The 13968-nt window shown below is 64.5% G+C and carries 11 protein-coding genes; 6 read left to right on the forward strand and 5 right to left on the reverse strand.

The window, feature by feature from the left end:
• The first annotated feature begins 9 nt into the window (after positions 1-9).
• From ACO07K_RS16285 to ACO07K_RS16295, 3 genes are all read left to right on the forward strand, one after another.
• On the forward strand, positions 10-246 hold the full coding sequence (locus ACO07K_RS16285) for a BolA family protein (RefSeq protein ID WP_422029573.1): 237 nt from the start codon (positions 10-12) through the stop codon (positions 244-246).
• A gap of 55 nt (positions 247-301) precedes the next feature.
• Entirely contained in the window at positions 302-643 is a 342-nt protein-coding gene (gene grxD, locus ACO07K_RS16290; RefSeq protein WP_298313600.1) for a Grx4 family monothiol glutaredoxin, read from the forward strand.
• A gap of 200 nt (positions 644-843) precedes the next feature.
• Entirely contained in the window at positions 844-4647 is a 3804-nt protein-coding gene (locus ACO07K_RS16295; protein ID WP_422029576.1) for a Calx-beta domain-containing protein, read from the forward strand.
• Between the two features lie 12 nt (positions 4648-4659).
• Here ACO07K_RS16295 and ACO07K_RS16300 read toward each other — a convergent pair whose 3' ends face one another.
• Positions 4660-5421 (reverse strand): DODA-type extradiol aromatic ring-opening family dioxygenase, encoded by a 762-nt coding sequence (locus tag ACO07K_RS16300; protein ID WP_422029578.1) that lies wholly within the window; start codon positions 5419-5421, stop codon positions 4660-4662.
• Positions 5422-5550: 129 nt separating this feature from the next.
• Here ACO07K_RS16300 and ACO07K_RS16305 point away from each other — a divergent pair, with 129 nt between their 5' ends.
• Together ACO07K_RS16305 and ACO07K_RS16310 are read left to right on the forward strand one after the other, a co-directional pair.
• Positions 5551-7080 carry an ABC transporter substrate-binding protein gene (locus tag ACO07K_RS16305; RefSeq protein WP_422029580.1) on the forward strand — a complete coding sequence of 510 codons (1530 nt, stop codon included), beginning with the start codon at positions 5551-5553 and terminating at the stop codon, positions 7078-7080.
• Positions 7081-7261: 181 nt separating this feature from the next.
• Entirely contained in the window at positions 7262-8845 is a 1584-nt protein-coding gene (locus ACO07K_RS16310; protein WP_422029582.1) for an ABC transporter substrate-binding protein, read from the forward strand.
• A gap of 124 nt (positions 8846-8969) precedes the next feature.
• On the opposite strand, the gene ACO07K_RS16315 is transcribed toward ACO07K_RS16310, so the two are convergent.
• Positions 8970-9554 (reverse strand): flavodoxin family protein, encoded by a 585-nt coding sequence (locus ACO07K_RS16315; RefSeq protein WP_422029584.1) that lies wholly within the window; start codon positions 9552-9554, stop codon positions 8970-8972.
• Positions 9555-9700: 146 nt separating this feature from the next.
• Here ACO07K_RS16315 and ACO07K_RS16320 point away from each other — a divergent pair, with 146 nt between their 5' ends.
• Complete coding sequence (locus tag ACO07K_RS16320) at positions 9701-10120, forward strand: winged helix-turn-helix transcriptional regulator (protein WP_422029586.1); 420 nt, start codon at positions 9701-9703, stop codon at positions 10118-10120.
• A gap of 3 nt (positions 10121-10123) precedes the next feature.
• On the opposite strand, the gene ACO07K_RS16325 is transcribed toward ACO07K_RS16320, so the two are convergent.
• The 3 genes from ACO07K_RS16325 to ACO07K_RS16335 all read right to left on the reverse strand — a co-directional run bounded on the left by ACO07K_RS16325 (position 10124) and on the right by ACO07K_RS16335 (position 13944).
• On the reverse strand, positions 10124-10735 hold the full coding sequence (locus ACO07K_RS16325) for a 2OG-Fe(II) oxygenase (protein WP_422029588.1): 612 nt from the start codon (positions 10733-10735) through the stop codon (positions 10124-10126).
• Positions 10736-10978: 243 nt separating this feature from the next.
• A complete protein-coding gene (locus ACO07K_RS16330) occupies positions 10979-12544 on the reverse strand; it encodes an ABC transporter substrate-binding protein (protein WP_422029590.1) in 1566 nt (521 codons plus the stop codon).
• Between the two features lie 359 nt (positions 12545-12903).
• Positions 12904-13944, reverse strand: a complete 1041-nt coding sequence (locus ACO07K_RS16335; RefSeq protein WP_422029592.1) for an amidohydrolase family protein — start codon at positions 13942-13944, stop codon at positions 12904-12906.
• Positions 13945-13968 lie beyond the last annotated feature (24 nt).

Genomic DNA, 13968 nt, shown 5'->3' on the forward strand with positions numbered 1-13968 from the left:
GGATTTCTCATGCCTATGCAAGCTGACGACATCGTTCGCCTGATCCAGGAAGGCATCCCGGGTGCCGAGGTCGAGATCCAGGATCTCGCCGGAGACGGCGATCACTACGCCGCCACGGTCGTTTCTCCCGCTTTCGCGGGCAAATCGAAGATCCAGCAGCACCAGATGGTCTATGGCGCGCTGGGCGGGCGCATGGGGGGCGTTCTCCATGCGCTGAAGCTGACCACCATGGCGCAAAGGCCCTGAACGCCCTATATTCAGACACCCCCGCGCCCCCGGTGGCGCCCCACGGAGATCGATCATGAGCGAACCCCAGGTGTTCGAGCGTATCCGCGACGAGATCGGCAAGAACGACGTTCTGCTGTTCATGAAGGGCACGCCCGTATTTCCCCAGTGCGGCTTCTCGGCCGCGGTGGTCGACGTGCTGAGCCAGCTCGGCGTGAAGTTCCACGGCATCAACATCCTCGTCGACCCGGAACTGCGGGAAGGCATCAAGGACTTCAGCCAGTGGCCGACGATCCCCCAGCTCTACGTCAAGGGCGAGTTCGTTGGCGGCTGCGACATCGTCCGCGAGATGTTCGAGACCGGCGAACTGGAGCAGGTCTTCAAGGAAAAGGGCGTGGCGCTGGCGGAAGCCGCATAAGCAGCCAAGTTTCCTGGTTTTCGACCCAAACGGGAGCGCGAAAGCGCTCCCGTTTTTTATTGGAGCGCGCCTTGAGGCAATTCGCGATCGACAGCGGGGCCTTCGACAGGTGTGACATCGAACCGTTATGATCTTAGGGCACGGTCCATGCATATCGGCGGCAGCGTACGTCGGTACCTGAGTTTGAGGCGGGGGTTGTCATGTCGAACGGAACTTTCACGGGGTTTCTGGACGCGCTGCGGGCGTTCGAATCGGGTGTCGACTACGACCGCTATCTTTCGGGACAGATCACCGAGGCCCAGATCCGGAACTGGGTGGGCGATGCCAACTGGAATGCCTATCAGGCCGGCGATCTCTCCTGGCGTGACATGCAGTACACCTCCGTGAATTCGCTGGGCTTCGTCGGCTATCAGTTCGGCGAGCCGCTGCTGATCGACCTCGGCTACTATCTGGATAACACTGGCAACCTCTGGACCGGCCGTTTCACCGGCAAGAACGGCGTCGACAGCTTCGCCACGCTCAAGACCGACATCCAGGAAGCCATCATCCTCGATGCCTTCGGCTACAATCTCAACGTCATCGAGAGCGGGCTCGAGGCCAAGGGCACCAGCCTCGACGCGCTGATCGGGACCCAGCGCACCTATGTGGACACCAACGGACAGAGCGTCACCGTCACGCTCACCCTCACCGGCATCCTTGCCGCCGCCCATCTGCGCGGTGCCTGGGGCACGCTGGACCTTCTCAACAATGGCAGCGCCTCGGCCGACGAATACGGCACCTCCATCCTCAAATACATCCAGCAGTTCGGCGCCTACGACACGCCGAGCTACACGACCCTGATCGCCGCCCACGAGTCGGCCAAGACGCTCGCCATGGCCGAGGAGCTCTGGCACGACGATTTCAACAATGACGGCACCGTCTCCGACTATGCAGGCTGGGACGGCACCCAGGCGGACGGCGGCTCCACCGGCGGACAGACGGGTGGCGGCGGAGAGACTGGAGGCGACGGCGCGGCCACCGTGACCACCATCAGCTGGATGTGGGGAACCAACACCATCCTGGCCTTCGACCCCGACCTCGACGTTCTCGATTTCGGCTGGTTCCAGCAGGACAATTTTTCCATCGCCGAGGTGGGCGGCTCGGTCGTCATCACCATCATCGGGAACAACCAGACCTACAGGCTCGACGGCGTCACGCTCGCCGAGCTGAGCATGGCCAATATCCGCGCGAAGGACGCGAGTGCGATCCAGAAATGGGACTCGGCCTTCGACACGGCGGAGCCGGCGGTGCCCACCCTGTCCATCGCCGACATGTCGGTGCAGGAGGGCAACTCGGGCACCAGGCTCATGACCTTCACCGTGACCCTGTCCGCGGCGGCCGCCGGCGCGGTCACGGTCGCCTATTCGACAGCCGACGGCACCGCCACGTCCGGCAGCGACTATGTTGCCGCGAACGGCACCCTCACCTTCGCTGCGGGGGAAACGTCGAAGACCATCCAGGTGACGGTCAAGGGCGATACCGCAGCGGAGGGCAACGAGGCCTTCACCATCCGCCTCGCCAATGCCGCCGGTGCCACCATCGCCGACGGCTCGGCAACCGGGACCCTCACCAACGACGATACGGCGCCGACACTGCCCGCGCTCTCGGTGGGCGATGTGGCAATGCGCGAAGGCGATTCAGGCACCGCCGAGCTGATGTTCATCGTCACGCTCGACAAGGCTGCCACCGGGCCCGTGACGGTGAACTACGCCACCGCCAACGGCACCGCGACGGCGGGCTCCGACTATGCGGCGCTCACCGGAACGCTGACCTTCGCGGCCGGCGAGACCTCGAAGATGGTGCATGTGGCCGTCAACGGCGACACCGCGGTGGAGGCGAATGAAATCTTCTCGCTTACCCTCTCCAACGCCACCGGCGCGACCATCGCCGACGCCGCCGCGGTCGGGCAGATCACCGACGACGATACGCAGCAGGATCCGGGCACCGGAACCGGCACGGTCTGGCTCGTCAACTCCGTGAGCGGCGCCGATATCGTCGGCTTCGATCCGGCGGTGGACAGGATCGACCTCGGCAACGCCAACATTCATTCCTTCATCATCATCGACACGCCGGAGGGTTTCGGCTTCAGGAGCCCGTGGAGCGGCGAGACGGTGATCGTGCAGGGCGTCCGCCTTGCCGACCTCTCGGTGGAGAATTTCGAATACATCGACAACAATCATCTGCGCGAGGCGCTGAGCGGCGCGCTGGCCTGGGAGAACGGACCGGTACTCGCGGCCGACACCGTCTATATGCGCTCCCATGAAGTCGGCCAGGTGGACCGGGTCGCCTTCGATCCCGCCACCGACGTGGTGAGCTTCAAATTCTACGGCAGCCGCGAAAACCTCACGATGACCGACAGCAGCGAAGGCGTGGTCATCGCCGATCTCAGCACGGGCCAGAAGCTCATTCTTCTCGGCGTCACCCGGGCCGACCTCTCCTCGGGCAACTTCGAGTTCACCTTCACCCAGGTCCGCGAGGACGACCTGTCCGGCAAGATCGGCATGGGGCAGGCTTCCAACGCCCAGATCGTCGATTTCAACCTGCCCATCGCCGGCGGCGGCACGGTGGCGGGGGCCTCCGGGGCGACCGACGGCGTGACCGGGCACGATGGTGGTGCCCCTCCCGCGCTCTCCATCGGCGACCTCTCGGTGGCGGAAGGCAACGGCGACCATGCCCATTTCATGTTCATGGTGACGCTCGACAAGGCCGCCGACGGCCCCGTGTCGGTGGCCTACTCGACCGCAAACGGCACGGCCAGGGCCGGCAAGGATTATGTCGCCTCCAGCGGCACCGTCACCTTCGCCGCCGGCGAGACGTCCAAGATGGTCCATGTCGACATCAAGGGCGACGTTCTGGCCGAGAAGAACGAGACCGTCACGGTCAACCTTTCCAGCCCGACAGGCGCCACGATCGCCGACGGCACCGCAACAGGCACCATCATCGACGACGACCGTCCCCCGACCCTCTCGATCGCCGACCTCACGGTAACGGAAGGCAACGGGGACCATGCCCATTTCATGTTCGTGGTGACGCTCGACAGGGCCGCCGACGGCCCGGTGACGGTGAACTACTCCACCGCCAATGGCACCGCCAAGGCGAGCAAGGATTATGTCGCATCCAGCGGCACCGTCACCTTCGCCGCCGGCGAAACCTCCAAGATGATCCATGTCGACATCAAGGGCGACGTGCTGGCCGAGGGCGACGAGACCGTCAAGGTCAAGCTCTCCGACGCCGCCGGCGCCACGATCGCCGACGGCACCGCCATCGGTACCATCATCGACGACGACGCCATCCCGGTCCTGCCGGCCCTGTCCATCGCCGACCTCACGGTTGCCGAGGGCAATGGCGAGCACGCCCACTTCATGTTCACCGTGACCCTCGACAAGGCGGCCACGGGGCCCGTGACGGTGGCCTATGCCACCGCCAACGGTACGGCGACCGCCGGCTCGGACTATGTCGCCTCGGGCGGCAGCCTCACCTTCGCTGCGGGCGAAACCTCGAAGACGGTGCATGTCGACATCAGCGGTGACGCCGTGCTCGAAGGCAACGAGACCTTCACGGTCACCCTCTCCAATGCCAGCGGCGCCACCATTGCCGACGGCGCCGCCATCGGCACCATCGTCAACGACGATCCCGAGCCGGACCAGGGCCATGTCGGCAATGGAAAGGCCGATACGTTCTCGATCAGCTGGGCCTGGGGCACGAACACGGCGATCAATTTCGACACCGCCCTCGACACGCTCGACTTCAGTTGGATGGCCAAGGACGGTTTCTCCATCGCCGAAGCGAACGGCTCGACCGTCATCACCATCGAGGGCAACAACCAGACCTACCAGCTGACCGACGTATCGCTCGCGGAACTCTCCCTGGCCAACATCGCCGCCAAGGATGCCGGCGCCGTCGCGGAATGGGCTGCGGCCCTGGAAAACGCGCATGCGGCGCACCATTACGACCTCATGATGTGAGGTCGGGCGTTCCTACCCGAACGCGTAGGCGGCCATCGACAGGTTCCCCAACGTGAAGCTCCGGTGGAGCGCCCGGCCCCGGGCGCCCTCCCCCGCAGCGCCATAGGCGACGTGCAGCGGCAACAGGTGCTCTTCGGTCGGATGGGCCTCCCGGGCATAGGGGGCGCGGGCGCGATAGTCGGCAAGGGCAGGCTCGTCACCCTTCTCCAGCGTGTCGGCCATCCAGTCGTCGAAGGCCTGCGCCCACGGCTCGGGCTCCGAGGCGCCCTCGCTGCGCACCAGGGCGCGCAGATTGTGGATCGCACTGCCGCTGCCCATGACCAGGATGCCCTCCTCCCGAAGCGATGCGAGCTTGCGTCCCAGCGCAATGTGATGCGCCGGACTGAGCGCCGGCTGCACCGAGAGCTGGAAGATCGGGATGTCGGCCTCGGGCCAGGCGAGCATCGCCGGCACCCAGGCGCCATGGTCGAGCCCGCGATGATCGTGCGCGGCGCCTGTAAGCTTTGCGACTTTCTCGGCGAGCGCCGGTGCGCCGGGCGCGGCATATCGCAACTGGTAGAGCGCCTCCGGAAATCCGTAGAAATCGTGGATCGTATCGGGCTTTCGAGCCACCGAGACGACAGGCACGTCCGTGTCCCAGTGAGCCGACACCGCGACAATCGCTGTCGGGCGCGGAATTTGCTGGCTGAGGCCCGTCAGGAAGGTGCGCGCAGGCGCGTCGCTCAGGATGAGCGTCGGCGCTCCGTGGGACACGAAGATGGTCGGCATCGACATATCTTTATTCCTCCGGACCCGCCTGGCAGCGTGTAAGCAACGGGTCGAGTTTATCATGAGAAGGGTTGTTTGATGTTGAGTTTGCGTAGACGGGTCGCCTTGGCGGCATCACTCGGATTGGCGGCCGCAATGGCGACGGTATCGGTCCCAGCGGCGGCCCAGACGACGCTCAGGATGGTGTCGCATGCGGACATCAAGATCCTCGACCCGATCTGGACGACAGCGCTGATCACCCGCAACCACGGCTACATGATCTACGATGTCCTGTTCGCCAAGGACGCCGACCTCAAGACCCAGCCGCAGATGGCGGAAAAGTACACCGTCTCCGACGACAAGCTCACCTGGACGATCACCTTGCGTGACGGCCTTGAATGGAGCGACGGCACCCCCGTCACGTCCGAGGATTGCATCGCCTCGATCAAGCGCTGGGGCGCCCGCGACGGGTTCGGCCAGTTGCTGCTGCGGGCCACCAAGGACATCAAGGCGATCGACGCCAAGACCTTCGCGATCGAGCTCAAGGAGCCGTTCGGCCTCGTCATCGACGCGCTCGGAAAGCCCTCCTCGAACGTGCCGTTCATGATGCCCAAGAGGGTTGCAGAGACGGATCCCAACAAGCAGATCGACGACTATACCGGCTCCGGCCCCTTCATCTTCAAGAAGGAGGAATGGAAGCCCGGCGAGAAGATCGTCTACGTCAAGAACACCAAGTACAAGCCGCGCAACGAGCCGCCCTCGATGCTGGCCGGCGGCAAGGTGGCCAAGGTCGACAGGGTCGAATGGCTGGCCATCACGGACCCCAGCACGGCCGTGAACGCCCTGCTGGCGGGGGAGATCGACCTCATCGAATCGCCGGTGCCCGACCTGTTCCCGATGCTGAAGGCCGACAAGAACATCGCGCTGTTCGGCTGGAACTCGCTCGGTAGCCAGATCATCATGCGCTTCAACACGCTTCACCCGCCCTTCAACAACGTGAAGGCGCGCCAGGCGGCGATGTGGGCGCTCGCCCAGGAAGACATGCTGCGGGCCCAGGTCGGCGATCCCGAAATCTACAAGGTCTGCAACGCGCCGTTCGTCTGCGGCACGACCTACGGCAAGGAATATGGCGACCTGCTGATCAAGCCCGACCTCGAGAAGGCGCGCCGGCTCCTGAAGGAGAGCGGCTATGACGGCACGCCGGTCGCCATGCTGCAGCAGACCGACCTGCAATCCTCGAATCAGGTGCAGGCCGTCGCCAAGCAGCAGCTCGAAAAGGCGGGCTTCAAGATCGACCTTCTGGCGATGGACTGGCAGACCGTGGTGGCCCGCCGCGCCCGCAAGGAGCCGCCGGCGCAGGGTGGCTGGAACATCTTCTTCACCACCAACATCACGCTCGATCTCGACAATCCGGGCATCAACGGCTACGCCGCCGGCACCTGCGAGAAGGCGTGGTTCGGCTGGCCGTGCGACCCCGAAATCGAGGTCCTGCGCGCCGCCTTCATCAAGGAGAGCGACCCGGCCAAGCGCAAGGAACTGGGCACCGCCATTTCGGACCGCCTGATGGACCAGGGCTTCTACGCCCCGGTCGGCCAGTACAAGGCCTTCGGCGCCTACCGCAAGGACCGCCTCAGCGGCTGGCTTGCCGGCCCGGTTCCGGTGCTCTGGAACATCAGCAAGAAGTGACCGCATAGCGTCGAGCCTTGCGGAAACGGAGGGGACCTTCGCCGGACGGTGAAGGTCCCCTTCCCTTTTGTGCCGGATGATCCCGATCGCGACGCCGTCGGCATCGACGCTGCTTTATTCCTCGTCGGGCCCATGGCAGCTTGTGTGAAGTTTGGGTGCTTCAGAAGGGAAAGAACAAATCATGCACGTAATGCGGAGATTGCGACAGGCGGCAGCCTGTCTGGCCCTGTCGACGGCGGTGGCGGCAGTCGCGGCCCCGGCCTCGGCGCAAACGCTGAAGATGGTCGCCCATTCCGATCTGAAGGTCCTCGACCCGATCTGGACGACCGCCTTCATCACCCGGAACCACGGCTACATGATCTACGACACTCTGTTCGCCCAGGATGCCGAAGCGCGCATCCAGCCGCAGATGGTCGATAAATACGAGGTCTCGGCCGACAAGCTGACTTGGACCTTCACCCTGCGCGACGGCCTGGAATGGCATGACGGCCAGCCGGTCACCGCCGAGGACTGCGTCGCCTCGATCAAGCGCTGGGGCGCCCGCGATTCGCTCGGCCAGCAGATGATGGCCTCCGTCGGCACGACGAAGGCCATTGATGCCAAGACCTTCCAGATCGTCTTCAAGGAGCCGTTCGGCCTCGTCCTCGACGCGCTCGGCAAGCCGTCCTCGACCGTGCCCTTCATGATGCCCAAGCGGGTCGCCGAGACCGACCCGTTCAAGCAGATCGACGACTACACCGGCTCGGGCCCGTTCATCTTCAAGAAGGACGAGTGGAAGCCCGGCGAGAAGGTCGTCTATGTCAAGAACACCAAGTACAAGCCGCGCGCCGAGCCGCCTTCGATGCTGGCCGGCGGCAAGGTGGTGAAGATCGATCGCCTCGAATGGCTCGCGATCGCCGACCCGAGTACGGCGGTCAATGCCCTGGTCCAGGGCGAGATCGACCTCATCGAGATTCCCGTGCCCGATCTCTTCCCGCTGCTGAAGGCCGAAAAGAACATCGAGCTCTACGGCTGGAACGCGCAGGGCAGCCAGATCCTCATGCGCTTCAACCATCTCCACCCGCCGTTCAACAACCTTAAGGCCCGGCAGGCGGCGATGTATGCGATCGCCCAGGAGGATTTCCTGCGCGCCCAGGTGGGCGATCCCGAGATCTACCGGGTCTGCAACGCGCCGCTGGTCTGCGGCTCGCCCTATGAGAAGGACTACGGCAACCTGCTGGTCAAGCCGGACCTCGAGAAGGCGCGTCAGCTCCTGAAGGAAAGCGGCTATGACGGCACGCCGATCGTCATGATGCATGCGACCGACCTGCTCTCCTCGAACCAGCTTCCGCCGGTCGGCAAGCAGGCGCTTGAGAAGGTCGGCTTCAAGGTCGACCTGCAGTCGATGGACTGGCAGACCGTCGTGACGCGTCGCGCCAAGAAGGACCCGCCGGCGCAGGGCGGCTGGAACATCTTCTACACCACGACCGTCACGGTCGGTACGGAGAGCCCGGCCAACAATTCCTTCACCAGCGGCGGCTGCGAGAAGGCGTGGTTCGGCTGGCCGTGCGATCCAGAGATGGAGAAGCTTCGCTCGTCCTATGCCAAGGAAGTCGACCCGGCCAAGCGGAAGGAGATCGCCATGGCCGTCTCCGACCGGGTGATGGACCAGGCCACGTACATCGTGCTCGGCCAGTACAAGGCGTTCGGCGCCTATCGCAAGGACCGCATCAGCGGCTGGCTGCCCGGCCCCGTGCCGGTGATGTGGAACATCACCAAGAAGTAACGCACGCGGGTGATCCCAGCACCACTGTCATCCCGAACGGAGCGAGGGACCCTTGCCTTGACGGTGAAGGTCCCTCGCCTGCGATTCTGGATGACAATCGAGCGGTCGTGAGGCTTCGCGCCGCTCAAGCTGCCCGCGCGAGCGGCTCTTCATGCCAGCGCTGCGCGGCCTCGGCGATGCGGCGGCCGAGCGCCTCGAAGGTCTTGAAGTCGCTGGCGCCGATTCCCTCGACACCCTGATCGGCATTGGCCTGCGCCATCGCACCGATCGACGCGCCGACCCGGTTGAGGTCGGCGCTCGATCCCTTCGAATGATTGTTGCCCGGCGGCAGGCCGAGGCCGACCCAGACCATGCCGTGCTGCACCGCGAGCGTGAGCAGCTGGTAGAGCGTGTTGTGCTTGTCACCGTTCCACGAGGCCGAGACGGTGAATCCCGCGGCGAGCTTGTTGCGCCACCTGCCCTCCATCCAGCGGCTGGACGTCCAGTCCTTGAACTTCGCAAAATCCGCCGACACGCCGCCCATGTAGGTCGGACTGCCGAAGACGACGGCATCGGCGGCGTCGAGTTCGGCCGCGCGGGCCTCGGCCTCGGCTACCGGGATCAGGCTAACGCTGGTGCCCGAAACCGCTCGTGCGCCGGTGGCCACAGCCTCGGCGAGCGCCTGAGTATGTCCGAAGCCCGAGTGATAGACGATGGCGACATTGGTCATGACGACTTCCAATTCCTTGATTTCACTGGAGAAACGAATGAATCGTTTCCCGAGATCAGTTGATTACACAAAGTGACTGGAAACATCTGGGATGGCCGCTATATATTCTCCAGTAGGTACCAAATCGTAACCTAAAGGTTTTTTCCATGAGCACGTCGACCCCTGCCACCGCCGCCCAGGCCAAGGAAAGCGTCAGCTGCCCGATGGACTTCATCCTGCGCATGCTGATGGGCCCGTGGACGACCTACATCCTCTACAACCTGCGCACCCACGGGCCGCAGCGCTTCGGCGAGTTGAAGCGCCGGGTGTCGGGCATCTCGGCCAAGATGCTGACCGAGCGCCTGCGCACTCTCGAAGGCGCGGCGCTGGTGAAGCGCGACTACGAAGCGACCATCCCGCCCAAGGTCACCTATTCGCTGACCAAGCGCGGCGGCGAGTTGGACGAGGTCATGGACCGCCTGGCCGAGATCGCCATCCGCTGGGAAGCCGAAGATGCAGCCAAGCGCAACGGCCGCTTGATCGAGAAGTCCCCCGAAAAGGCGGCTGCGCTGCAGGCGGCGGAGTAACCGTCAGCCGCACAGCCAGATGTTCACGGCGAATCGACCGTCACCGAAGGCGCCCTGGGGGCAGGACACGCGCTCGACCTCGTGACGCGCCGTCGAGGGGAAGACGAGCAGGCTGTCGTGGGTGGGTTCGACATCGATGGTCTGGCCGCCACCCAAGTCGAAGAGCTGGAGACGCCCGCCCGTGAAGCGGCGGGGCTCGCGGTGGAAGTAATAGATCATGGTGAGGCGCCGGCGGCCGCCGGGCGTGTACTGGTCGCCGGTGAACGTGTCGGTGTGCGGCCGGTAGAAGGCGCCGTCGCCATGCGCCACCACTTCCATCTGCGTGCTGTTGGGCGGCGTGTGCGTCATCTCGAAATCCGTCTCCAGCCCGGACTGCAGGGCCAGCGCCTTGCGGCGCAGCGGCTCGGCAAAGGCACCGAGATCCTTCAGGACGGCGGATTGTCGGGTCAGCGCTTCGAGGCGCCCCGTACCCTCATGCGCCAGGCGGGTCGGCGCGAACCGGGCTTCGGCCGCGAGCGCATAGGCCAGCAATCGCGCCGAGTGTGCCTCGCCCAGCCATCCCGCGAAGATCCGGTGGGGCGGAAACCGCCCGCCGAGGAAAGACGGCTCCGCCATCCGCCAGCTTTCGGCGCGTTAACAGATGGTGGCAAGGCATTGTTTTGGAAGGCCAATCCCGGCACCACTCAGGCACGGCCTGAGGGCGTTAATGCAAGAAGCCAGAAAGAGCCGCCAACTGCGAGAGCCGGATGAGCCACTAACCCCGGCAGTTAAAGTGAACTCTGAGCTGATCAATCCGCCCAGAGCTCACCCAAAGTCTCAACTCAACTCAAACCCACCCCCAAAAGTCGGGGCATGCCCCTACTTCTTCGACACCCCCCAGAATACCGTCACGGGCGGCGGGGGGCTGATCGTTCCGATATTCGAGCGCACGGCGCTGACACCGAACCATTCGCCGAGCGGTACGTGGGTCACCACCTTGATGGCGCGTTCCTGGACGGCGGTGGCGGCGGCCTTCTTCTCGGCCTCCGTCGTCGCCTGCACATACTTGTCCCGCAGCTTCTCGAGTTCCTCGTCGCAGGGCCAGCCGGAGCGCGCCTTGTCGCAGCTGGCGATCAGGAAGGGCGTCATCAGCGGATCGAGGATGTCGACCTGCGACCAGCTCGTCGAGAAGGCGTTCCACCCGCCTTCCGCGACCGGCACCTTCTTGGCCAGCCGCACGATCACGCTCTGCCAGTCCATCGAAATCATATCGACCTTGAAACCCGCCCGCTCCAGCAGCGCCTTGGCCACCGGCCCGAGCTGCTTGATCACGCCGAGGTCGGTCGGCGCCAGCAGGGTCACCGGCGTGCCGTCGTAGCCGGCTTCCGCCAGCAGGGCCTTGGCCTTCGCAGCATTACCCTCGACCAGCCCGGCCATGCCGGCATCCGTCGCCAGCGGCGAGCCACAGGTGAACATCGCCTTGCAGGTCTGATAGAAGCGCTTGTCGCCGATATTGGCCTGCAGGAAATCCTGCTGGTTGAGGGCCAGTGCGGCAGCCTGGCGAACCTTCTCGTTGTTGAACGGCGGCAGCAGCCAGTTCGGCCGGAAGGCATACTGGTTGGAGACGCGCCCCTTGATGACGCGGATGCCCTTGTCCTTCTCGACCAGCGGCAGATGGTCGGCGGAGACGCCTTCGAGATAGTCGATCTCGCCGTTCAGCAGCGCATTGACCTGGGTCTCAGCGTCGGAGATCGAGAGCCACTCGACCCTGTCGACGTTGACCATCTTGCCGCCGGACAGACCCGACATCGGCTCGGACCGCGGCTTGTATTTGGCGAACTTGGTGTAGACGAGCTTCTCGCCGGGCTTCCATTCGTCCTTCTTGAACACGAAGGGACCGGAGCCGATGTATTCCTCGATCTGCTTGAACGGATCGGTCTCGGCGATGCGTTTGGGCATCATGAAGGGTACGACCACCGAGGGCTTGCCCAGCGATTCGATGACCGCGCCGAACTTCTCCTTCAGCACGATCTGGAAGGTCTTGGGATCGAGGACCTTATACTCCTTCAGGGCCTGCGCCATCTTCTGGCCCATCGCGTCGCGCGCCGACCAGCGCTTGAGCGAGGCGATGCAGTCCTCCGCGGTCACCGGCTGGCCGTCATGCCATTCCAGCCCGTCGCGCAGCTTGAAGGTCCAGACAAGCCCATCGTCGCTGGTGGTCCAGGTGTCGACCATCTGTGGCTTCACCTGGAACTTCTCGTCCATGGCGAACAGCACGTCGTAGAGCATGTAGCCGTGATTGCGCGTGATGTAGGCGCCGCTCCAGATCGGATCGAGCACCTTCACGTCGGAATGCATGACCACTTTCAGGGTCTGGGCCGATGCCATCGGCACGGCAGACACGGTGGCAAGTGCCGCGACGGCGGATAATAGGAAACGACGCATGAATGGGCCCCAATGAACAACGCGAGGGCCAAAATTCTAGGGCGAGTTCACAGCCTGTGTCAGTGCGATATGGGCTGCTGGACGAAAAAGAAACTTCCTCCGGCGAAACGCGCCGCGGTCTTCCTGACACGGTTCTTGCAAGCCAAACCGTCGTCTCGACCGAAGCGCCGCAGGCGCGGAGCGGAGAGACCTTCTCTCCACTAAAAGCCGGCAATTCGTAGAGAGAAGGTCTCTCCGCTACGCCTCGCTACGCGAGGCTTCGGTCGAGACGACGAGCCTTGTTGGCGGCGCCTTCATCATCCCCCGTGGTCTGAGCGAAGCGACGCGAGGGCGGCGTCGTCGAAGGACGACAGGTGTGTCTACAGCGCGAGCCTGTAGACGCGCGTCGCCGTTCCCGAGAACAAGGCCTTCTTCTCGGACGCCGATGCACCGGACGAGATCCGCTTGAAGGCGTTCCACAGCACGCCGTAGCCCGAGGTGATCTTGTCGACGGGAAAGTTGCTCTCGTACATGCAGCGATCGACCCCGAAGAGCTCGATGGTCGTCTCGACCCAGGGCCTGAACGCCTCGGTGAGTTCAGCCGAGCCCGGCGGTGTCGGGCGACGGTAGAAATCGAAGAAGCCCATGGCCATGCCGAGGCCGCCCAGCTTCACCACGATGTTCGGGCGGCGAGCCAGCTCGGCCATCGATTTCCTCCAGGTCGCGCGCACCTCGTCGTGACGGCCGGCGTAGCCGGCATAGCCCAGCGGGCCGCCGACATGGTCGAGCACGATCGTCGTGCCGGGGAAGGCATCCGCCAGTTCGGCGATCTCGAGGATCTGCGGATGGTAGAGCCAGGCGTCGAACGTCAGGTCGCGCTTCGCCAGCTCGCGGAAGCCTTCCCGCCAGGTCAGGTCGCGGGTCTGCTCGGGCGGCGGATCGTTGCGTGAGTTGCGGATGCCTGGATCGGCATCCCAGCCGGTCTGGTGCCTGATGCCCTTGAAGCGGCCGTTGCCGGCGGCGATCTGGGCGTCGAACACGTCGCCCGCCTTTTCGCCGAGGCGCAGGTCGACATGGCCGACGATGCCGGCGCAGGCGCGCAAGTCTCCGTAGAGACCGGACGCGCTCATCGCCGCGACGCCATTGGCGAACTCGGTCTCGCCGATGCAGCGCAGTTCGGCCGGACCGTCCTTGCGGTACATCGAATGACAGTCGACGTACACCGTCCCCACGATGTTATGGCCGGTGCGCGTGTCGGCCAGCAGGTCGTGGAACAGATAGTCGTTGCCGGTGCGCTGCCAGAGATGGTGATGCGGGTCGACGATCGGCAGGTCGGGCTCGAGCGCGGGCTCGCTCACCTTCGCCACCCACGCCGGATGGGGATTCATCACATTGCCGAGGCTTTCGGCGGGCTGGGCCATCGTTTCCTCCCTCGCAAGCGTTCG

The sequence above is a fragment of the Reyranella sp. genome, from assembly GCF_965228225.1.
In the GTDB taxonomy this organism is placed as follows: domain Bacteria; phylum Pseudomonadota; class Alphaproteobacteria; order Reyranellales; family Reyranellaceae; genus Reyranella.